The organism is Candidatus Neomarinimicrobiota bacterium, from assembly GCA_041154365.1.
Taxonomy (GTDB): domain Bacteria; phylum Fidelibacterota; class Fidelibacteria; order Fidelibacterales; family Fidelibacteraceae; genus Fidelibacter; species Fidelibacter multiformis.
Map to the genome: position 1 here is coordinate 1,920,770 of AP035449.1, position 23,240 is coordinate 1,944,009.

A 23,240-nucleotide genomic window follows, 5' to 3' on the forward strand; every position below is an offset into this window, starting at 1 on the left:
GTCAGGTTAAAGTATGAATTTTCAGGTAATCGATGCTTTTCGCCGATGCCCTGAGGATTGTGAATTCCAGTCTTCCAATGATCATCTTCTCATTTTTTATAGGGAAATGGTCTGTATTTTCCAGTATATATCCGGCGATGGTTTCGTAATCTCCGTCGGGGATTCCAAGATTATATGATTTATTCAATTCTTCTATACTTGCCCGTCCCCCCATCACAAGATCACCATTGGAAAGCATTTTGATCGTATTATGATTTTCATCGTATTCATCTTCAAATTCACCGAAAATTTCTTCCACCAGATCTTCCATCGTCACGATCCCTGAAGTACTGCCGTATTCATTCACCACGGCAGCGATGCTCATATTGTTTTCCTGAAATTCCCGAAGCATTTCAAAAACCAATTTGGATTCTGGATATACTTTGATAGGACGGACAATTTCCTTGATTGTCTTGGGATTCTGGAGCAGGTCATGAATCACAATGAATCCAATAATTTCATCAATGCTATCGGACCAGATGAGCAACTTGGAAAAACCGGATTGGATAAAGAGGGATTTGGCTTCATCAATATTGGCAGTTGCAGGAAGTCCGGCCACATCAGGCCGGGGAGTTTGAATCTCTCCTGCGGTCCGGTGGGAAAAATCAATGACATTATGGATATATTCCTTTTCCCGTTCATCGATAATCCCTGATTTGTGGCTCATTGAAATGCTCCTGCCAAATTCATCCCGGGTTACGACGGCTCTGATTTCTTCCGGCTGACTTTTCGCCAAAAACAGAATACCCTGAATAATTTTTTGAACAGGCCAGGTGACGGGAAACAGGAGAATCCGGATCCATCGGATCGTCAACACAAAAAAGATCACCGCCTGATTGGGCATTTCACGAACGATAGATTTGGGAACCAACTCACCGAAAATCAGGATGACAAGGGAAATGATGAGTATAATCTGAATTTCCGAGAAAAGTCCCAGGGTGAGAAAATAAAGGGTGGCATAAGACGTTGCCAGAATGTTGGCAAGATTATTCCCTACCAATATCATGGTTAAAATATCTTCACGATTTTCCAGATATTGCATGGTCCGTTTGGCGCTTTTTTTTCCGTTATCTGCCCAGATTCGGATTTTTACCGGATTGGCCGCGGTAAAGGAAAGCTCAGCCGAACTGAAATACGCGGAAAAAAGGATTCCGACCAGTGTGAAAATAAGTTCAATATGCATGTGAATATCGTTTTACCATTCGTTTATTTTACCCATGACAAAGTTAAATATCAAGACTTAGCTGATTGCCTGAACTTGATATTCCTGTGGATTTTGTTTAAGATCCTTTATGAAAAAGCGAATATCACATTTTCTGATATGTTTATTGTCTTTTTATGCCCTATCCCTTCAGGGAGGTGTGAGTAATAAAGCATATATTTTTGAAGTCCTGCCGGGAGCTGCCGAACCTTCATTTGTCCTTCCGGCTTTGGCAGGCGGGGCGGTGCTTTCCCTGGCAATCAATCCCCTGGAAAAATCTTACAAAGAGCACCTGTATGCCAAACCCTTTTTACCTGACAGGGTTTCACATTTATGTGATCGATATATTGCCGATTTTTGGTTTTTACCCGTATCTGCAGCCGGCGCACTGGCCGAAGGTTTTGAGCAGGACCGTTATTACGAACCATTACGGCACATGCTTGCGGCACATGCCATGAACCTGGGCTTTACCTATGCTCTAAAATGGGGTATTGGACGAATCCGCCCTGACGGAACCCCGTTATCCTTTCCATCCGGTCATACCTCTATCGCCTTTACCACAGCCACATTGATGTACAACTGGCATGGATCCCTGGCAGGAATTCCCATGTATTCCTTAGCCGTTATCACAGCCCTGTCCCGGATTAATGACAAACGGCACTGGCCTGCGGATGTGCTGTTTGGTGCCATTCTGGGAACGGTAACTACGCGGGCTTTATACCTGTCCGAAGAAAAGAAAAAAGATGAAAACAGTGCAGTCCCTCTTGTGCTTCCCGTCTTTGAGATCCGTTTTTCCACTGCCCGGTGGAGCCGTAAATGACATACAACATGACATCAGACATAGTACATGCTTTAGTTGAGTGGTTCCACCGTGAAAAGCGGATAATGCCCTGGCGGGGAGAAACCGATCCTTACAAGATTTGGGTCAGTGAAGTGATGTTACAACAAACCCAGGTTACTACAGTCATCCCATATTATGAGCGCTGGATAGATACATTTCCAAAACTTTCCCATGTGGCAGAGTCCTCGCTCCAAGATATTCTGAAAATGTGGGAAGGGCTGGGATACTACACCCGGGCCAGAAATCTTTACAGAGGAGCCGTCTATATCGTCAACGTTTTAAAGGGAAATTTCCCGGAAAGCCGTGAGGAATTGTTGAAAATACCGGGGATTGGTCCTTATACATCTGCCGCCATCGCCAGTATTGCCTTTAATCAGCCGTACGGTGTGGTAGATGGAAATGTAAGCCGGGTAATGGCCAGATTGTACCTGATCGGTGAGATCACATCCTCCAGCCGATTTAAAGAGACCGTTACCAACCTGGTGAATCAATCACTACAATGGGGGGCACCCCGCTGGGTGAATCAGGCCTGGATGGAGCTGGGTGCTTTAGTGTGCACCCCCAAACCCGCCTGTTCAGCCTGCCCTTTGCAATCCTTTTGTGAAGCCCGGCAACACCTCTGTGTTGAAAACTTTCCTGTCAAACCAAACCGTAAAAAGAGTCCTGTTCGGGAAGGAGCCATTTTCATCATACAAAATCCCAAAAAAGAAATTTTACTGGTACAGCGACGTGAATCCGGGCTTCTCCCCGGGTTGTGGGAATTGCCAAATACCCTGTATGATGAACAGCCCCTGGCAGATTTTACCATGGCCAATGATCTTTTACTGGATCGATCATATATCATAAAAGCGGAACATACCTATTCTCATTTTAAAGTTATCTTTGAGTTGTTTGATGCCACATTACACAGTGACTGGTGGAATGATTACTGGGATGACTTTCGATGGGTCCATCCCAATGAATTAAAATCCTATCCCCGGCCGAAGGTGCATATTAAAGCTATGAGAATAGCAGGACTTTTATCGTGATGCAAGACCTCTGACAAGGCGATCCAATCCTTCATAAAGTCGATTTCCATCTGCATATGAAATCCGGATAAAACCCTTCAGTCCAAATGCACTACCGGGAGTCACAGCCACACCATATTTTTCCATTAGTTCAGAGCACACTATCACATCGCTTTTTTCAGGGTGGATACTTCGAATATCGGCAAAGACATAAAAAGCCCCGGCAGGAGGAATGATAGAGATATGATCTACCTGACGTAAGGCCTCCAATACATCATTCCGCCTGGATTTAAAAACATGAAGGGATAATGCATATTTTTCCGGATTTTGAAGCGCTTTCAAAGCCGCAAGCTGAGAGGCCGTCTGGGCATTGCCAATGATGTGTCCCTGAACGGTTTTCATAGGTGTTATCAATGATTCCTCAGCCACGGCATAGCCAATACGCCAACCGGTCATGGCAAATTCCTTACTCAGACTGCGTATGAGGATGATGGATCGTTGAAAGGGTTTCAGAATCCGGGCTATTTCTTCTTTGACAGCTTCGTCATAGATAAAGTGACGATACACATCATCCAGGATACATATGATGTGGTTTTTGTCTAAAAATTTCAGTAATTCCTGAAGTTCATCGGGAGAATACACACTACCCGTGGGATTGACCGGAGAATTTAAGATAAAAAAACGGCTGTGGGGTGTAAGATAAGGTTTTAGGTCCTGAGGACTGATTTTGTATCCATTTTGGGGATTACCCGGCACGTAGACAGGTTTTGCACCGGCATATCGGATCATTGGGGCATAGGAGGGATAAAAGGGTACAGGGACAAGTACTTCATTGGTTTTCTTTACCAGAGCTAAAAGGGTTGTGAAGAGAGCCGGTTTTGCTCCGGCAGTTATGATTAGATTTCTGTTTTCGTCTGCCCTCCAACCTTCATCCTGTATCATATGGGCGATGGTTTTCCTCAGTTCGGGAATTCCTTCAGACGGGGTATACCGGATGTGATGTGATTGAATGGCTTGAATTGCAGCCGTTTCAATATCCTGAGACGGTGAAATATCCGGTTCACCTACACATAGATTGATAATATCCTTCCCCATGGCACGTAGTTTTTTCATTCGATCAAAAACAGCCAGCGTCCCCGATTCTTCTATCATTTTTTTCATGATGCAAATTTAGGCACAGATGAAAGACCTGACGAAACATTTTTGTATGGTCAGATCTTTGACATGAAAATGATATTGATGTCTTCTGTGATTTGATTCAACTTTTAATTCAATAGGGAAGCACCTAAATTTTGTTCTATGTGGACATGGATCAAGAAGCTTGCAGCCGGGTTCATTTTTTTTCTTTTCGTACTTAACACTCAATTTGTCTATGGACAAAACCCGCCAAAGATCCTCCTCCCCGGTAGCAACGACATTATTTCGTATCTTCCATACAAATTGGTCTGGACTTATCCTGACAGTTTCAGGATATATCAGCAATATATCCGGATAAGTCAGGATCCTTTCGGGGATATGATTCATTTACAGCGTATCCTACCGGACTATGAGCGGGATTACATGTTACGCAGGGGATTGGCTGATAATAAAGCCTATTATCTTTTTATCGGCTGTTTGGCAAAACCGGATACATCCATCCTGTGGTCAGCACCCGTTTCTTTTACACTGGATCATTTAAATAGTCCGCCTGGAGAATTTTTTATCCGGAAGATTCCGGATACGCTAAAACCTGAGACACCCTTGCGGTGGACAAGCGCGACAGATCCCGATCCTTTGGATACATTATTGCGGTATATCATCTTTGCTGAAGACACCCAGGATTCATCCATTCAGCATGAAATCCTCCATATTCCGGAAAACACCGGTCTTCAGGAACACTCAACAGATATTACACCCTCGTTGATAAACCATAAAACCTACCGTATCCGGATATTTGCCGAGGATTTGGAGGGCGTGCTCCGGGAAGGCACACCTTCTCAAGCATTTGTATACAATACGGGTGATAACAGAGCACCGGTTTCACCCACAGGGTTAAAACCTTTTAAAGTAACTGAATTATCTCCGGGTGATAAGCTCCGATGGGAAAAAGCCTATGATGCAGACGGGGATCCGGTGTTTTATTCTGTTCAGTTGGATACAACCCCGGTTTTTTCCCAGGCCTTTGAATTGACGATACCTACTCCATACTATTCACTACACGATTCATTAAAATCCTATTTTTCAGATGATATCCGCATTTTCTGGCGGGTGCGGGCAATGGATTCATGGGGAGGATTCAGCTCATGGTCAACATTCGGATCCTTTTATATTAATTTTAAAAACACAGCCCCATATTGGACATCTTTGAACCTCCCGGAAGAAACACATCATCTGGTGACCCATGATTCTTACCATCTCCAGTGGCCAGTAGCAAACGAGGATGATTTTTCCGATAAAGATTCTATCATTTATCATATCTGGTACCGATCTGAGGAGGATCCCAAACGGTATCACTATCAGGAAAAAACTGCCTTTCATATTATTCCTGCAGATTCACTAAAAGAAAACAGATCTTACACTTATTTTATCAAAGCAGAAGATGCAGCGGGACATTATTCCAAACAGAGCATTCGGGGAAAAATCACCTTGAATTGTATCGAAGAAGCACCTCACATTCCCCCTCATATTGTTCATCCCTCTGATAAGCAGATACTCTTACCGTCCGGAAGACTTGCATGGCGTATCAGCGAGGATCGTGATCCACTGGATACACTAAAATACATCCTGATGATATCTGAAGATTCCCTGTTTCAGAAAAAAGTCTTGAAGGAAGTCCTTTCCGGATCCCGCCTGCCGGCTCATGCACATCTTTTAACAGGTTTTAACCGCTGGGATCCTTCACAAACTGTTTTCTACACTTCGAATCCTGAAACCCTGATTGTTCAATTGAATTATTTGTCAATCTGGCATCGTTTGCAGGACAACCAAAAATATTTTTTCAGGGTTCAGGCTGTCGATACAAAGCAGTTGAGGTCAGAGATGTCACAAACCAGAACGTTTATCCTAAACAAAAGAAACAATCCTCCTGAACCGGTGACTGAGATTTATTTTCCCCGTCACAGGAGCAACATACACACCACACATCCTGTATTTCGCTGGAAAGCCTCGGATGATCCGGATCCGGATGGAGATACAAGCACGACCCGGTATCAATTGAATATCCGTGATATAGATAAAAACACACTCGAGTATATTCTGACAAAACCGGGAGAAACACACTTAGTTCCCGACTATCCATTCCGTGAAAACGGGCAATATGAATTGAAAATTCGGAGTTTTGATGCGAAATCCGCTTTTAGTGAATGGAGTGATCCTGTGTCTTTCTGGATCAATGAAAAAAAAGAATTGCCGGTACTGAACCCTGATGACTTTTCAATTCATGCAGACAGTATCATCACACAAGCAAAACCGGTCTTTCATTTTGGGTCTGTTCGCTCGCCCGATCCTCCGGAAGAGCGGTCAGAGCTCTTCATGGATATCCGATTTGTTTTCCCGGAGGCTGAAGACACTCTTTTATTCACTTCACTTCCCTTTCAATCACAATTCAGCGATTCCGGACTATCTTTTCCGGAGAATACATGGGGTAAGTATCAGATTAGATTGCGAAGTGAGGATGGTTTGACAGGTCGTTGGACAGAAGAAATTCCATTTGGTGTGGATATGTACGCAGATATACCTCTCCCCTTTTATCTGCTCCGACCCAAAGCCGGCCAGGATACGGTGAAAGTCAATCCAAAATTCAAATGGACAGCCTGTCTGGATCCTGACCTGAATGACGCAATTACCTATACACTATATGTCTCGCCTGATAGTACTTTTTACGAAGGTACATATATCATCAGGGATATCAGAGATACAGAATATAAGTTTGATGATTATGATTTGGAAGATAATACAAAATATTTTTGGAAAGTTTCGGCAGAAGATAAAGACGGACACATTGTATGGGGAAGTAACTCAAATTTCGAAAGCCGGTATTTTATTGTGGGACTTTTAGAGGCGGCGGATCAGGAAGGCAGAGACGGGCACGGGCATGAATTTCATCCGGTTCAACCGAATCCGTTCAAGGATATTGTCCATTTGAAATTCACCCTGGGACAGTCAGAAGAAGTCACCATCAGCATCTATAATATTATTGGTCAGAGGATAGAAATTATACATCACGGTGTATTTGCTGCCGGGACGCACAGTATTAAGTGGGATATCACACAGGCCGGTATTCCTTTACCGGCCGGTGTGTATATTTTTACTTTAAGAATAGGCAACAGGGTGTTGCAGCAAAAAGGGTTATATATCAAATAGCTGTTTCGGCAGCAGCGGGGGCTGTGATCTTAAGAGCTTTTTGTCTTTTAAGAATCCAGTACCAGATACTTCCAAACCCCACAAAAACCCAGATCACGAAAAAGAGGAAGGTCAGCAGAGGTATTTTAATGAGCAGATGAAGCACCAAAAGTCCGGTAGCAGCCGGAAGCATCCCTTTTTGAAAACCCGGGATATTTTTCGTAATTAAATCTCCCAACCACACAGCCAACGGGAATTGCCCCAGGAAAACAGTCACGCCAAAAAAGAGAAGGAACAATATAGAGAAGGGAATTGAAACGATAAAAATCATGGAAAATATTCCCAGTAACGGAATCAGAATCAGGCATAAGAGTCCCCACAGCCCCATTTTCACCGGTTCATGTTTAATAAGTGCCCCGCTTCCTTTAAAGGATGCAGGGAACAGATAATACCAGAGAGCTGCACAAATCAGGCTGAAGAGAAAAAAATTAAAGCCGGCAAAGAAGGGATGAATCCGGATTCGGGGTACATGAATATCACACGGCCCCCAGGGTTTCCAGTGATATCGCTTTTCCCGGGGTTCCTGGTGGCTGATAACTCCCGTTACCAAAGCCATTTCAGACACCTGATACTCTTCCACATACGTCTCCAGGTTGCCATCCACATTTCCGTTTAGGTAAAGCTTATTCCCATGTATTTCCACGTCTCCCTGAATGTGTCCTGAAAGGGTGATATCATCGCCAGCAATGGCCACATCGCCACGTATATAAGATGCAGAATCGAGCACAATTTCACCACCTGCCAGATTTACATCATTGTAATAACGTCCAGTCAAACGGATATTTCCGCCGGCAATATACACATTATCCTCAACGGTACCATTCACAACAACATCACCGCCGGCAATATAGAGATCATTATCAGTACTCCCGTTAAAGTAAACATTTCCTCCCAGGAGATATAGATTTCCGTCAATATCGCTGTTTACTTCCACATCCCCGGCAAAAATGGCATAATCGCCATCTACATCATAGGTATGAATGATTTTCGATCCGGTACGTATTTCCAGGGCATATAAGGAAGTTACACCCAGGGAAACACTGACAAGCATCAACCATTTCATAAGTTTTTTCATCATATCACCTCATTATTCTGGGTATCAGATGTAATGAGTTTAAGAAATGTTGTCTTTAAAAGCATCAGTGTACCTTTATTAGGCAAAAAAAAACCCCGGAGAACCGGGGTTTTTTTATAATCAGGATCGTTTACCTTATTTCATGTAAACCATCTTTTTCGTTGCAGTATGTTCGCCGGCTCTGACAGTGTAGAAATATACACCGGTAGAAACGGTCATGCCGAAGTCATTGGTACCATCCCATACAATGCGATATGTACCGACATTCTGTGTACCTGCATTGAAAGTACGTACAGCCTGTCCAAGCACGTTGTAGATGGTCATGGTGACATCGGAACGTTCTGGAATACTGAACTCGATGGTTGTTGACGGGTTGAAGGGGTTCGGATAGTTCTGGCGAAGTTCAAATACTTCGGGAACACCGGCCACATTCTCGTCAACTTTTGTCCACCAGTCGCAGTCATAGGTATCAAGGGAGTCGACTCCCTGACCCCATGGCAGACGCGGATCAGCATTCTGCATACCGAAACAATCCATTTCCAGTGCAAAGGTGGCATTGGCATCATCCACTACAGCGCTGTGGTTTTGATCAAACCCGGCTTCATTATCGAAACCATTGGCACCGTATTTATAGATGAAATTCTTGGCACTGTAGGCGGGGTACACAACGGAACCACTGAAGATATCATCACCGGCTGTTGCATCTTCGCCCTGACCATCATCGAACAGTTTGTTTTCATCGGGAATATTCGCCCAGGGCCACCCGTTGAAGAAACCGTTTACACCGATGAAAGTCACTTCATCATAGGAGTAAATTGTATCGGCATCACTTTGAACATCCACAACAGGAATACCATTATTCAAGGCAGTTTTCAAAGGATAAGCATCCACCTTGAAAATCACGGTAACATCCTGGCTTGTAATATCATCCCAGCTGACATCGCTGAAGAAGACACGTGGCAGTTCAATGGAAGCAGAACCGTCAAAGGTCAGAACACGGTTGGGAGAAGATTCCCAGTTGTCGGCACCACCGCCATTATGAACGAACTTGTATTCTTCTGTTTGACCTGTACCAACACCGGTAAAGGCTTTATCCAAAAGATAAAGGTCGTCGTCGGAAGGATCTTTTGCCAGGACATCTTCAGCTGTGTGAGCCCATCCGTTGAAGGAACCGCGGACATCCACAACATCCGTTGCCGGATCAAAAGTACCTTTTACGATTTCAACGCCCATATCCACCTGGAAGCGGACTGTGACATCCTGAACAAAATAGTTCGAGAAGACAGCAGCAGCCAGATAATCCGGATACCACCAATCAACAGAGTCTGAAATCGCATCCAGAGCAATCGGATCCACACCATAGAATGCGGATTTTGTTCCGGCAGTCGTTTCATTCAATACACCGACGGTGTAGGCTGTTGTATTGTCTTCAGCATATCCTCTCATGCTGACTGTAGCACCGGTTACTTCTTCGAAACCGTCAAACCAGTTGACACCACCGGTAATATAATCCGGCCAGTAGTACAGCACGGGGACGGGATCTTCGGCGTTCAGTTCATCATAGAGAGGACCTGTGACCACATCACCCTGAATCGGTTCAAGGATAGATGGTGCAGCCTGATCTGCGGCATTGATGTCAGCAATATAGGTGGCAACACCCATGATGTCTTTGAAGAATGTTCCATCTTCGAGGGCCATGGGAGAAGCAGGCCAGCCATAGGGATAGCCAAACAGCTCATCGCCAAAACCAAGATAGTTCTTATTTCCGGCATCAGCCCAGGTTTTCAATGCATCATATGTATCGGTGCTGTGACCCCCAAGATCCACGATATAATCATAGTTGTTCAGAAGATCAACTTCAGCTTCACCGTAAGACCATACGTCATAAGGCAGTCCCACACCCGGCCATACATAGGCGCCAAACCATCCCATACTATAACCGGAGTTGTTCAGAATAAGCACAGAATTTTCAGGCAGGAAGATCATGTACTCATAAACAGGTGTTTCTCCTACATTCCCTTCCACGTCTGTTGCTTTCACTTTGTAAGCAATCACGGATCCCGGTGATTGACCCGGAATCGTTCCTGTATATTCGTCGCCTGTGCCCTTGGTCATTGTAACACTCTGCTCAGCGCCACCATCGACAGAATAAACAACTTCAGCTGTCTGAACGCCGGCATTTCCACCGGAGGGGTTATCGTCCGTGATGGTAGCCACCACTTCACGACCCGCCGTGCTGACCGTTGTGATCAGCGGAGTGTGTTCAATAATCGGAGGACGGTCACCCGTCAGATTCACTTTCACTACCCAGTCCCAGATATACTTACGGATATACCATCCAAACTTGCTGATACCTGCATTGGAAAATTCATCATAGAATTTCATGGCCGGATAATATTCATAGGGTTGAATATCACCGGACATAAAACCCAGACGACCTTCAGGGTCACGGGCATCGGTTCCGACAAATTCGGCAATCACAGCAAAAGGCACACCGGCCTGCATCGTGGGGTAAAGACCCTCACCACTCAGAGCCAGACTTACCGTATCATCGGATTCCAGATCGGAACTAATCGGTACTGACATGGCATTTACATAAGACGGCCAGATTTTCTCCGTCAACGGATCGCCAGGTGCCCAATCAGGCAAAAGATCAACCCAGTTAGTTCCCTGCCATTCATAGTCGCCTTCCGTATCTTCATAGTAACCAACGGCTACATTGTCTCTGTTGGCCTGAGCACCCATATCCCACGTGAGATAGGATGTTCCCCAGATAGAGACATTAAAGGATTCATTCCCGTTCGCCACACCTGTCACATCGGAAAGACGGAAGAAAATTTCCTGCATTTCTCCGTCAGCTGCCGGAACAAAATACTCATAGAAAGTATCTTCCGGCCAGCCACCAAAGTTGACAAGTCCGGTGGCGGGAATGGGGTACCGCATATAATCAATGGTGCCTTTCGCAACCAAAGGGGTACCTTCTGTTACCTGTGCCTTAGCCGGTTGTATTTCCCGGTTCCATTTCTCGCTTTCAAGAGCAGCGAAAGCAGAACCAACAAATGCAACCAAAAGGAAGGTAACGACCAAACCTCGTACCAAACGATTCATGTTTGAACCTCCTCAGTTAACATTGTTTTTGTTGTATTGTTGATCATTATCCACTCAAAATGTAACGACGCTTTTCTGAATATTGCAAGTTTTTATTCAAAAAACTTTTAATTCATGCGTCTTCACGTGTTTTTGATCACAGTCCGCGGAGTTGATTTCCCGCGGACTGTGATCCATTTATTTCCTTTAGAATCCCAGGCTCAGTGTAAAGAGCTGATGGGAATCAAAGAATTTTGTCATCCGGTAAGCATAATCCAGTTTCAGATGGGTGGTTGCATTCAAGGGATAGTTCAACCCAAATCCAAAGCTGGGTCCAAAGATAAAATCTTCAGACAGGCTATAGAAGGTGTCTTCGTCCGGATCCTGCGCCAGCACGTATCCACCTCTCACGGCAAACATCTCGTTCAGGACGAATTCTGTTCCCAGTTTATATTCGTCAAACGAGAAATTATTGTGGAGGAAAGATCCGGAAACCGTCCAGACAATGGATTCGCTGGCGACCACATCGTGAGCCAGTCCCAGTTCAACCTGAGCAGGCAGTTCGAATTCCTGCAAAGGCACCCGGAATGGTCTTTGAGCGGCACCAGGTTCTGTTCCCGGTGGCTGAACTTTGATTTCCAGATCGGGACCGTCGAAACGCATATTGGTCCCCACGTTCCGGACCGCAATACCCAATCTCAATTTTTCATCCATCATGGAATATTGCACACCGGCATCAAAGGCCAGACCCGAGGCGCTCTGGCGCATAATACTTTCAGAAATGAGTTTAATCGTAGCACCAAAATTGATGCGGTCTGTCATTTCCTTGGAATAGGTGACTCCCAGGGTTAAATACTGGGGTGTATAGGTCTCTCCTGTTCCATCAGGAGCATCGGTTGTGGTGACATTGATTTCACCAAAATCCAGGCTGCTCAGATTAAACCCAAGAGATCCGATTCGACCAAGTTGGGCCACAACCCCGGCATACACCGTATTGATATCGCCTATCCATCGTTGGTAGGAGAAGAGGGCTTCAACCCGGTTGTTGATTTGTGAGAGTCCTGCCGGATTCCAATATCCGGCTTCTACACCACTCACACCGGCAATATCCGATCCCCCCATGGCCAGGTTTCTGGAACCAATGGGAATCAGGAGTTCCATAGCGCCGGCTGTCCCCCGGCGTTTGGAACTTCCAGCCTCAGCAACTGTCCAGACAAACAGAAGTGCAAAGACCAGCGTGAGCGTGAATAAGGCTTTATTTTTATTCATTTTTATCTCCTTCTTTCCTAAAAGAGGTCCAATCGCTCTTCAGGCTGGAACACTGCCAGTTTTAATGTTTTGCTGCTCCCATCCGGAAGTTCAACATAGGCGATGTACATACCGCTGGCCACGGGAATTTCCGCATGGTTCAGCAGATCCCATCGCAAAATGGATGAGCCCGGTGTATCGTGTTCAAGTTTCCGGACAAGATCTCCGGAAATTGTAAAAATGTACACCGTCGCCTTTTCCGGCAGGTGGGTAAAAGTGACAAAACGGTTCTGTGCATTCAACTCTTCCACCTGCTGCCCCAGATAGGGATTGGGGAAGACGTTGATCATTTCCAGACGATCGGCAATCAGATCATTATTATCTTCCAGGACCGGAGTTGTAAACTGCCAGTAATCGATATCCGGTATAAGCGGATTCATAATTTCCACGTTGGCAACAGATCCGGGAATGTAGTTCTTAACATCACTCCATTTAAAGGACCATCCCAGACTTGCGTGATCCGTTGTATCGCCGGTAACCTTATACGGTTGATACATTCTTCCTGCATCATATTCATCATAGGCAATCACGAGGAAACGCAGGGATCCGGGAGAATATTTATAGACATCGATCAAAGGCCTTCCCAGACTATCCGGGATGGTTGTCAATGTGTCATCAAAGAAGGACTTGGGCATCATGGCTCCTGTCGGGGAAGTAGGAGATGGTTTGGGAAAAGTAACCATCAGTGCATTGAGCTGTTTATTGTTTTCCACATCCCACACTTCAAAAGGAGCTGTTTTCAACATGATGGAATCGGCCCATTGACCGGATGTGACAGCCTGTACCGGCCAGATAGTGATTTTCTGACCTTCGCCGGGACCTTTGAATCGTATCTCCAGGTTGCTCATCATCTGTTCATCTGACGGCAACGGGGGATTCGGCATCAGCCCTACTGCAGCCCAGGCATTGAACATGGCGGATTTACCACCTGTCAGCTCAGCAGATGCATCACCTGCGAGGCGGGCATCCACCTTGGTCCGCTGCATGGAATCGAGTCCGGCAGGAATGGTCTGTGTCAATTCCCGGAACGGGTTTGTGATTTTCGGAACCAATTCGGTGGCAATATCCCGGACAATGAGTGAAAACCCATCATAGAACTGATTTGTTGAATAAGAGAAGTAATCCGTCTCTTTCGGGATAACTGACCGGATCACATATCCATCCTGACCATAGGATTTGGTGGGATCAATCACATTCAGGGACCAATAGATATCGGATGTGGTTGTATCCTGTTCCCCGTCCTCATTAATGTAGTAAACATTTTCCGTAGCATCCAGCGAATCGAAGCGAATTTCATAGGTTTCGCCTGTCAGGGATGCCGGATTTATCACTTCGGGAACAATCAGGGCATTCGCCTGGCCACCCAGGTTTTCCACTGCAATGGTATCTCCGTAGGCTGCATGATAATCCAGATTCAGTGCCGGATAGGGGCGTGGAATGGCAAGATAGCCTTCCAGGGCCGATTCTACCACTTTCGGCAATGCGTCGCTATCATAAATATAACAGGATACGGCGAAATAGTATTTCCGGTTGTTAATCAGGGCGACATTACCCCGAAGTGCATCCTTGGAAATATATATGTGATTTTCAACACCGGCATCGGTTCCGAATTGCACCGGCTGTTGAAGGACCATTCCATAATTCTGGTCGAATTTATCATCCACAATCATGGTAATACCGTTTTTCACATCATAGGTGGCAATCCGTTTCCAGGGTCCTGTCATGGATTCACCCTGATAAACGTTATACCCTTCAAAGCGATAATCTGCTGATGCTGTTTTATAAGAGTAATGTTGCACTTCATCGGCATTGTTGTCCCAGGTAAGTACAACACCTTTATCCAGTTCTGTCACTTCCACTTCCGGTTGGGGTGGTGTAGCCAGTTCAAAGTTGGAATCAAAGGCATTCTGGGCAAACCGGTCGTAATACTTCATGGCTGTGATGGCACTTAAATTATCACTACCGGAAGCAATGATGATGGAACCCACGATTTCCTGTGTATCGCCGGGAGCCATTTCGAAGGGGCCCGAGCTCATGAGGAAGCGGCGGTCACCCGGAGGATCATCCTGAATATCCAGCCAGCCTTCACCGGTGACCGGATCACCGTTGGCGATAAACTTGGACGTTTCACCGGTCACGGAATTTTCAAAATCCTTACCGGCGGGGGTGAGTCCAATCATCACATTCCAGCACTCTTCCTTTGTCTCAGGATCATAGAGAATCGCGTCGCCGTTGATGTATTTGATAAAGGATGTCACACCCAGTTCTTTCCAGCCGGGTCTGGGAACACCAGACCAGTAGGCTGTATCACCTGGGCTTTGGACGTGGGGCCCCTGAAAGAAGTCATACCCGACTGCCGGTGGTGTCAATCCATAATACTGGTCATTAACCCCACCGTTGAAACAGTAGCCCAGCACCAGGTTTGTATCGACACCTACCAGATCATCATTGGCATCACCCACATCGGGGTCCGACCACATGGCCACATACATATCGGCATAGTGATTATCGGATTTATTGATGACAAGGTTTTTCACAAACAGAATATCTCCCAAAGGATCATTCCGGTTGAATCCAAACATGCTGGTCTGAATTTCCAATCCCATCGGTTTGGAATCGAAGAGCTGTGAATGTAATGTGGGGCTGGCATCATTATACACGCTCCACATCATCTGGTCACCCAGAATCTCGGGTTTCCCATTTTCATCCACAGGTGCCCCCTGATCCGCCGGCCAGTTCAGGTAATCCTGAGCAAGGGTATCATTTTTATTTACCTTGATATACCGGTATTTGGGATCTTCAGGGTTTTGAGCAATCCAGGCACAATTGGCTTTAGGATATTCGCTCATGGGGACTTCAACATTGTTCACGGTATCCATATAGAGAATCTGTCCCGGCTGGAATTCCACGGTATATTCCGCGGCAGCCGTCCGGATCTCTTCCTTAAAAGTTGCTGAACCGGGTTCTTTTACTTTTCCCGAGGCCAGCCACATACCCGATTGAAATACGGCATATTTCCCGGATCCTTTCGGCCACTCGAGTCCCGATTCAGATGTAACACCTGAACTGACCCATTCTCCATTATTATAGGTCCAGGTCCGGATACGGTTACCGTCGAACCGCTTGAATTCCAGGATGGACTGTTTGAAGAATGTGCCCATATAATATTTCCCAGTCGGCTTAGCTCCGAATGCTGTAGCAGCGAAGATCAGGCCGATCAGAGAAATCCATAATAGTCGTTTGTAATACGTATTCATTTATCTCTCCTCTTATCGACCGGCTGTAAAGTTTAACCTCACACCAAGCCGGACCTGGCGTGCATTTTCATAATTGAACGGATTGCTGAGCCGGGCTTTGTAAGCCTTCACTTTCAGATCTGTATCCGCAAGAGCCTGCCCGGCAGGCGTTACCAGGTATCCGTCATCATCGGGGTTCCCGGTTCCGGAATAGACATCCCGGACATTATCCCGGTTAAAGAGATTGATGATGGACAGATAGGTGGTTAACTGTGTTTTTCCACCAAGATAAAAGCTCTTGTCTATGGAAACATCTGTCTGAAATGTCCAGGGCATCGTTCCTGAATTGATGGCGGCAACCGGCGTGTTGGACGTTGGCGGGAACACTTCGGATACCACAACGGTGGGTGTATAGCGCCGACCGCTTCCAAAGGTTAACAGGGCATTGACACCAAAGTTTTTGATGATGTCCTTGTTGCCTGTCCGGTAATCCAGGTTGACTGAACCCGTATGTCTCTGGTCAAAATCCAGAGGAGCCACATAGGTGGGAAAGTTTCCGCCCTGCCAGACAATTTTATATTGTCCGTCCGATGTAGAACCTGTCCCTGCAGCCCACTGGAGGGTATAATTCAGTGACATGCGCATATTCCGGGTTCTGCGGAGATTATATGCAAAGGAAAAACCTTTTACCGTTCCGAAATCGCCATTCACAAAGGTGGCATAGACGGTCGGTGTGGCATAAATATTCCGTTCCTGAACATAGTTGTTGAGTTGCTTATAAAACATAGTCAGGTCGAAAGAGGCATTTCCGCCCAACACCTGTTTGAATCCAATTTCATACGAGGTGACTTCCACCGGTTTCAATTCGGGATTTCCCGATTCGGTGAAATTTCCCTGAGACAGGTTGGATGCAAAACGGGCATAACTGATAAAGACATCCTGCAGGTTCGGTGGCTGGATGAATTTACCATATTGAGCATGGAAGACCGTTCTGTCCGTCACCGGGAAGGCAAAACCCAGGCGTGGACTGAAGTAATTCATGCCATCGGGTTCCTTCAACTGAGGAAGTCCGATAGGATCATATTCAGTCGGGATTGAGGATTTGTAGACCTTATTCCCGTCGTCATCCAGGGACGCGTAGACCCGTTCAGCAATATCACCGCTTTGGTCAATGACAATATTTTCCGGATCATAAAAGGTTTTATGACCGGAGTAGTAGTAATCATAGCGGACACCTGCATTCAGGATCATATCACTTAACTCGATTTTATCCTGCAGATAAGCAGAGGCAATCACCGGTTCACGGGCCCCGTCACGATGATCGTCCGGCAGGTCATTGAAACCGGAGACATCCCAGCCCATATTATCGGCATAGGCTGCCCTGTAATCTGCATCTGTCAGCTGATCCCAACTGTAATTATAGTATCCGTCCTCTCCAAGCTGAGGATCATATTTCATAAGAGAAGATGCCAGACGGGACGGAGCAATAATCGTAAAGCGGCGGATATTATTCATCCTGTACTCAAAACCGGTTTTCAATTCGTGGTTTCCGGTCTGGTGCAGAATGCTTCCAGTCAGCATGTAATAATAGGAATAGGTCCGCAGATAGGCATCATACCAGTGACCTTCAGGGAAGAAAGCCATCAGATTATAATCCGCCGGAGGATTGGTTCCGTTGGATGTCATCTTTTCCGCAGCGGGATGGACCCATGACGTATCAGTCCAAATGATGGTATCATGGTAGATAGTGTTGATAATTTCTGTACTGTCTTCATTATAGACATACAGTGTATCCAAAATCAGCCGTTCACCATCTTTGGGCATATATCGCAGGCCATAATAGCGGTAATCCTCACCGAGAACCGGGTCATACCGTACTACCTTGTCATTAAAATAGCTCAACTGAAAGTTCAGAACCGTTTTCGGTCCCAAAGTTCCGGATAGCCGGGCATGTCCTGTGATGGTTTCCTGCTCTTCCTGAGGCTGATGACTGCTGTTTACAAGAGAATACTGGTGGGCATAAAGCCGGTAAGCAGATTTATAGTAGGAACCACCGACCCTGACCCTGAAGGGTTTGAAGTCAAAAAGAAGATTTCCTACAGCGCTGTACCTGTTTTCTTCGTTATCTTCAATGGGGCCGCGTACCATTTTGATATCCACAATTTTGCCTTCTTCGTCATAAACCGCCTGTCCGTGTTTACCGGCAGCGGCACGGGCAGCACCGACATCCATTTTTTCCGCGTTGAGAAAAAGACGGATCCGGTTTGTCAGGGGACCTCCCATTGAAGCATTCATCTGATTGTACCCATAGGAGTAGGTATTCAGTACGCCGTCACCCTGGTCAAAAATATCACCCCATCCATTGAGAAAACCATCGGTGACATATTCAGCCTGAAAATTCCACTTTTCACCACCGGTCTTTGTGGTTGTATTCACAATACCCGATGATGCAGTACCGAATTCGGCATTAAATCCTCCGGCCTGATATGATACTTCTTCGTAAGCGGTGGCAGACAGGTCACCACCCCGGCTCATATCGTAGGGGTTGTTGACATATACACCATCCACGTAGAAGCCTACCTCTCCGGCACGACCACCACGGACGTGAATATCTTCTCCGACACTCACGACACCGGTCTGATTGGATACAATGCCGGTAAAGGTCCGGACGGGAAGATTCAGAATATCTTCAGACCGCACAACCCGGACTTCGTTGGTTGCAGATTTCTCAATGATCGGACGTTCGGCTACCACCGTCACGGTTTCACCACGAATTGCTTCTTTCTTCATCTGGAAATTTGCTTCCGTGGTTAAACCCGATGTCACCCGAACATTCGTCATGGTCACCTGGGCATATCCAATATAGGATGCCTGCAGTGAATAGATTCCAGGGGGAACATCCAAAATTACATAGGATCCGTCTTCACCGGTTGCTGCACCCAGCGTCGTTCCTTCCACGACGATGTTGACACCGGCTAAAGGCGCCCCTGTTTCAGCGTCTTTGACTGTCCCCGAAATTTTACCCATGGCAGCATAAATCATGCCAGGAATAAGTAAAATAACGGTCAGCCATAGCCATCGTTTTACCATACATAACCTCCCGAGTTATCATATCTTATGTATATCAATTTTCTCTGCTGAATCTCCTGAAAAGTTGACTTTTTACACAATTGACCTTTTATCACATGAATCACAAAGTATGATCTTATCCATCCATACCCATTTCTAGTCTTTTTCCCGTGAGATAGGCAGGGACATACTTTCCAGATCGGTTTTCAATACTATGGTGGTTTCCGTGACACTGACATTTTTGATCTGATTGATCTGATCCAGACGACGCTCCAGATCCAGGGTTCCGGCTGTCCGGATCTTGGCCAGTATAGAGCCCTTGCCCGCAATGTAATGGACTTCCTGAACACCGGGAATTTCAGCGATTTGCTTCCCCGTCGTGTGCATTTTGCTGATTTCATTCAAAGATATCAGCACAAAGGCCAATAGGGGCAGACCGATTCTATCCGGACACAAGCGGACTTCATACCCTTTAATGATTCCCTGTTTTTCAAGTTTTTTTATCCGTTCGAATATAGCCGAGGCTGTCATACCGATGTGCCGGGCTATTTCTGCATTGGGAGTTCGGGCATTTTCCTGCAGAATCGTAAGTATTTGTTCGTCTATTGCATCAATCATGTGTGTTTTCCAAAAGGTATTTCGACGATACATAAAATTCTTAATACAGTCAAGGAATAAATCATGCCCAAATCACCTTTTTTCCCACTTTTTTGTATGTCACGATGTCTCTAAATCTTTGAAATGCAGGTTTATAGAAGAAATTGTATAATTATGCAGTATTTGAATATCATTATGAATATGAGCTCTTTCCAATGATTCAAAAATGCATATTTATGTTTTAATCAGAAGATGTATCAGATTTTCCGCCAAATATATATCGGCAATGCTGAATTATGAGGCTTTTTTGGATTTCCGTACAGTTTTATAGGATTCTTTTTTCAATACCACATCCCGGTCCACCACGACGGTTCCGATTTTTTCTTCACCGGGGATCTCATACATCAAATCCAGCATAATATCTTCCATGATCGAGCGCAGAGCCCGGGCACCGGTTTTCCGCTTAAGTGCTAATTCCACGATTTCGTCGAGGGCATCTTCCCGGAACTCAAGACGAATGCCTTCCAGATCTAAAAGTTTTTCATACTGCCTGACCAGGGCATTCCGGGGTTCGGTTAAAATTCTCCGAAGCGTTTCTTTTGTCAGCTCCTGCAGGGTGGCATGGACCGGCAGGCGGCCGATAAGTTCCGGGATAAAACCAAAGCTGTTCAGATCATGTGGCTCCAGTTTTTCCAGGATCTCATCCCGGGTCATCCGTTTTCCTGTCCGGGCTTTATCTCCAAATCCAATCTCTTTTTTCCCGATTCGCCGGGCAATAATGTCATCGAGCCCTTCAAAGGCGCCACCACAGATAAATAAGATAGAACGGGTGTCAATATGAACCATCTGGGCTTCAGGATGCTTACGTCCACCCTTCGGAGGAACAGCCGATACGGTCCCTTCCAGTATCTTCAGCAGAGCCTGTTGAACCCCTTCTCCGCTCACATCTCTTGTAATGGACGGATTCCCGGACTTCCGTGCGATTTTGTCGATTTCATCAATATAAACAATCCCCTTTTCCGCTGCTGCCACATTGTAATCGGCAGCCTGAAGCAGCCGGACCAATATGTTTTCCACATCATCCCCCACATATCCTGCTTCCGTGAGGGTGGTGGCGTCCGCAATGGCAAATGGGACCTTCAGCATTCTGGCCAGGGATTGGGCGATGAGGGTTTTTCCAGTACCTGTAGGACCTACCAGCAGGATGTTGCTCTTTTCCAGATCTACATCGTCATCTTCCGCCCGAGGATTCTGAATACGCTTATAATGATTATATACTGCCACCGAAACAACTTTTTTGGCATGATCCTGGCCAATTACCGTTTTATTGAGTTCTTCGTGTATTTCCCGGGGTGTGGGCAGGGACTCCAATTCCGGTTCATAGCTTTCTTCCAGCTGCTGCTGAATGATATCCAGGGCTGTAAAGGCACATTCATCACAAATGGACCCGTACAGGCCCTCCACCAAAGCCAATACATCTTTTTCTTCACGGCCGCAAAAACTGCAAATTCGTTCGCGGCGCTTGATACCGTCTGTCATGCGTTCCTTTTCTTCAGGACCGTATCAATCAACCCGTATTTAATACCCTCTTCCGGGCTCATGAAGAAATTCCGGTCAGTATCCTTTTCGATTTTCTTCAGGGTTTGACCTGTCAGGTCCCGTAATATTTCATTTAAGAGTTTTTTTGTCTTTAAAATTTCCCGGGCATGGATTTCAATATCGCTGGCCTGTCCTTCAACACCCCCTAAAGGCTGATGAATCATAAGCCGGGCATGGGGCAAGGCCGACCGCCTCCCTTTGGTCCCCGCTGCCAGTAAAAAGGCCCCCATGGAAGCTGCCTGTCCTACACAAATTGTCGCCACATCACACTGGATATAGTTCATGGTGTCATAAATGGCCAGACCTGCCGAAACAGATCCTCCCGGACTATTAATGTAGAGGGATATTTCCTTTTCCGGATCTTCTGCTTCCAGATACAAAAGCTGGGAAATCACCAGGGTACTTACCTGGTCATCAATCGGTGTCCCAATAAATACAATCCGTTCCTTCAAAAGGCGGGAATAAATATCATAAGCCCGCTCACCCCGTCCGGATTGTTCGATGACCATGGGTACGTAATTCATCACAGCCCCCTACCCTTTTCGGGCAATTTTATTCTCTTTCACTTTCGCAAATGATTTCAGATAATCCATGACCTTGTCCGACATCAGTTCCTGTGAAAGGGTCTTCTTAAAGTTGTCGGACTCATAATAGGTTCTATAGGCATCCCTGAGTTTTTCATCCACTTTTTGGATCAACTCATCCACCTTTTTCTGAATGTCTTCCTCCGAGACCTGTAGATTTTCCTGCTTGATGATTTCTTCACGGACCATCATCCACTTCAATGTATTATGGGCCATGGTATGATACTGTTCACGGAATTGTTCCTCTGATATTCCGGCCTGCTCTTTCTGATCTTTGTATAAATCATCCAGATACCCCTGAATGATGGTTTCAGGAATTTCAAATTCTTTCAGTTCACCCAGAAAATACTCCCGGATGTTGTTATCCAACTGTTTTTCGCTCTCTTGATCCAGATAATTCTGCAGCTCATGTTTGATTTTGTCTTTCAACTGAGTTACCGTTTCAAGCTCGGAATCCACAGTCTGGACAAATTCCTTATTGATTTCCGGCAAATTCAGCTTTTGGATTTTCAGCGCCTTCACACTGAAATACCGGTCTTCATCCTTTTCATGCTCTGCTTTAAATACCAACGGACGGGTTTCTTCCTTTTGGATACCCTTCAGGGATTTTGCCCTGTCTTCAGTGATGGGATTTTCACCCAGGACAAGGGTTGTGGTTTCCGGTTCAGAGCCGTCGACAGGATTCCCTTCAGCGTCTGTCTCCACAACTTCCGCCTCCAGATAATCACCCATATCCGCCGGACCTTCCTTTTCCATCAACTCCGCATTTTTCTTCCGAAGTTCTTCAATCTGTTTTTCCACATCCTCTTTTTTTATGGTATAGACAGGTTTTTCAACCTTAAACCCGTCTTTATATGCAGGGAGTTTTAACTCAGGCAGAATTTCAAGATTCAGGTGAAGATGCAAGGGCTCACCCTTGTGAAAATGGATGTGTTCAACATCAGGCTCACCAATGGGATTGAGCTTGGTTTCCTGCAACCCTTTATAATAAAACATATTGAAATGGTCTTTGACAAATTCCAGTTCGGCATGACTTCCATACTGCCGTTCCACCATTCCCATAGGGACTTTACCTTTCCGGAATCCCGGCATCTGGATCTGGGATCTGAACTTTTTCAAAAAAGCCGTGTACAAAGTCTCCAGTTCTTCCCATGGGACCTCAATCACCAGTTCGCGTTTAGACGGTGATAACTCTTTTACATCTGTCTTCAATGGAT

14 protein-coding genes are annotated in these 23,240 nt (G+C 45.7%); 3 read left to right on the top strand and 11 right to left on the bottom strand.

All coding sequences use genetic code 11. The features are described from left to right. Position 1: 1 nt before the first annotated feature. Complete coding sequence (locus tag strainIA91_RS08275) at positions 2 to 1,222, bottom strand: hemolysin family protein (protein WP_400166308.1); 1,221 nt, start codon at positions 1,220 to 1,222, stop codon at positions 2 to 4. Between the two features lie 178 nt (positions 1,223 to 1,400). Between strainIA91_RS08275 and strainIA91_RS08280 the strand changes: the two genes are divergently transcribed. Both strainIA91_RS08280 and mutY read left to right on the top strand, forming a co-directional pair. Beyond that, positions 1,401 to 2,060 carry a phosphatase PAP2 family protein gene (locus strainIA91_RS08280; protein WP_400166309.1) on the top strand — a complete coding sequence of 220 codons (660 nt, stop codon included), beginning with the start codon at positions 1,401 to 1,403 and terminating at the stop codon, positions 2,058 to 2,060. 8 nt (positions 2,061 to 2,068) lie between these two features. Further along, positions 2,069 to 3,109: an A/G-specific adenine glycosylase gene (gene mutY, locus strainIA91_RS08285; protein ID WP_400166310.1), complete on the top strand. Its 1,041-nt coding sequence runs from the start codon at positions 2,069 to 2,071 to the stop codon at positions 3,107 to 3,109. Here the strand turns inward: mutY and strainIA91_RS08290 are convergent. Next, positions 3,101 to 4,249, bottom strand: coding sequence for a pyridoxal phosphate-dependent aminotransferase (locus strainIA91_RS08290; RefSeq protein ID WP_400166311.1), 1,149 nt, complete (start codon positions 4,247 to 4,249; stop codon positions 3,101 to 3,103). The genes mutY and strainIA91_RS08290 overlap by 9 nt on opposite strands. 138 nt (positions 4,250 to 4,387) lie before the next feature. On the opposite strand from strainIA91_RS08290, the gene strainIA91_RS08295 reads away from it, so the two are divergent. Then, positions 4,388 to 7,429 carry a FlgD immunoglobulin-like domain containing protein gene (locus strainIA91_RS08295; protein WP_400166312.1) on the top strand — a complete coding sequence of 1,014 codons (3,042 nt, stop codon included), beginning with the start codon at positions 4,388 to 4,390 and terminating at the stop codon, positions 7,427 to 7,429. On the opposite strand, the gene strainIA91_RS08300 is transcribed toward strainIA91_RS08295, so the two are convergent. The 9 genes from strainIA91_RS08300 to tig all read right to left on the bottom strand — a co-directional run bounded on the left by strainIA91_RS08300 (position 7,422) and on the right by tig (position 23,235). Continuing rightward, positions 7,422 to 8,546, bottom strand: coding sequence for a hypothetical protein (locus strainIA91_RS08300; RefSeq protein WP_400166313.1), 1,125 nt, complete (start codon positions 8,544 to 8,546; stop codon positions 7,422 to 7,424). The genes strainIA91_RS08295 and strainIA91_RS08300 overlap by 8 nt on opposite strands. A 132-nt stretch (positions 8,547 to 8,678) precedes the next feature. Beyond that, complete coding sequence (locus tag strainIA91_RS08305; protein WP_400166314.1) at positions 8,679 to 11,651, bottom strand: FlgD immunoglobulin-like domain containing protein; 2,973 nt, start codon at positions 11,649 to 11,651, stop codon at positions 8,679 to 8,681. 186 nt (positions 11,652 to 11,837) lie between these two features. Next, complete coding sequence (locus tag strainIA91_RS08310) at positions 11,838 to 12,899, bottom strand: PorV/PorQ family protein (RefSeq protein ID WP_400166315.1); 1,062 nt, start codon at positions 12,897 to 12,899, stop codon at positions 11,838 to 11,840. Positions 12,900 to 12,916: 17 nt separating this feature from the next. After that, positions 12,917 to 16,195, bottom strand: coding sequence for a hypothetical protein (locus tag strainIA91_RS08315; protein WP_400166316.1), 3,279 nt, complete (start codon positions 16,193 to 16,195; stop codon positions 12,917 to 12,919). 12 nt (positions 16,196 to 16,207) lie between these two features. Further along, positions 16,208 to 19,264 carry a TonB-dependent receptor gene (locus strainIA91_RS08320; RefSeq protein WP_400166317.1) on the bottom strand — a complete coding sequence of 1,019 codons (3,057 nt, stop codon included), beginning with the start codon at positions 19,262 to 19,264 and terminating at the stop codon, positions 16,208 to 16,210. A gap of 135 nt (positions 19,265 to 19,399) precedes the next feature. Then, a complete protein-coding gene (locus strainIA91_RS08325) occupies positions 19,400 to 19,861 on the bottom strand; it encodes an Lrp/AsnC family transcriptional regulator (RefSeq protein ID WP_400166318.1) in 462 nt (153 codons plus the stop codon). Between the two features lie 273 nt (positions 19,862 to 20,134). Beyond that, the gene (gene clpX, locus strainIA91_RS08330; RefSeq protein ID WP_400166319.1) at positions 20,135 to 21,379 is read right to left on the bottom strand and encodes an ATP-dependent Clp protease ATP-binding subunit ClpX; all 1,245 of its coding nucleotides are present in this window, start codon (positions 21,377 to 21,379) and stop codon (positions 20,135 to 20,137) included. After that, positions 21,376 to 21,963 carry an ATP-dependent Clp endopeptidase proteolytic subunit ClpP gene (gene clpP / locus strainIA91_RS08335; RefSeq protein WP_400166320.1) on the bottom strand — a complete coding sequence of 196 codons (588 nt, stop codon included), beginning with the start codon at positions 21,961 to 21,963 and terminating at the stop codon, positions 21,376 to 21,378. The genes clpX and clpP overlap by 4 nt, the downstream gene beginning before the upstream one ends. Before the next feature lie 9 nt (positions 21,964 to 21,972). Next, positions 21,973 to 23,235, bottom strand: coding sequence for a trigger factor (tig, locus tag strainIA91_RS08340; RefSeq protein WP_400166321.1), 1,263 nt, complete (start codon positions 23,233 to 23,235; stop codon positions 21,973 to 21,975). Between the last annotated feature and the right edge of the window lie 5 nt (positions 23,236 to 23,240).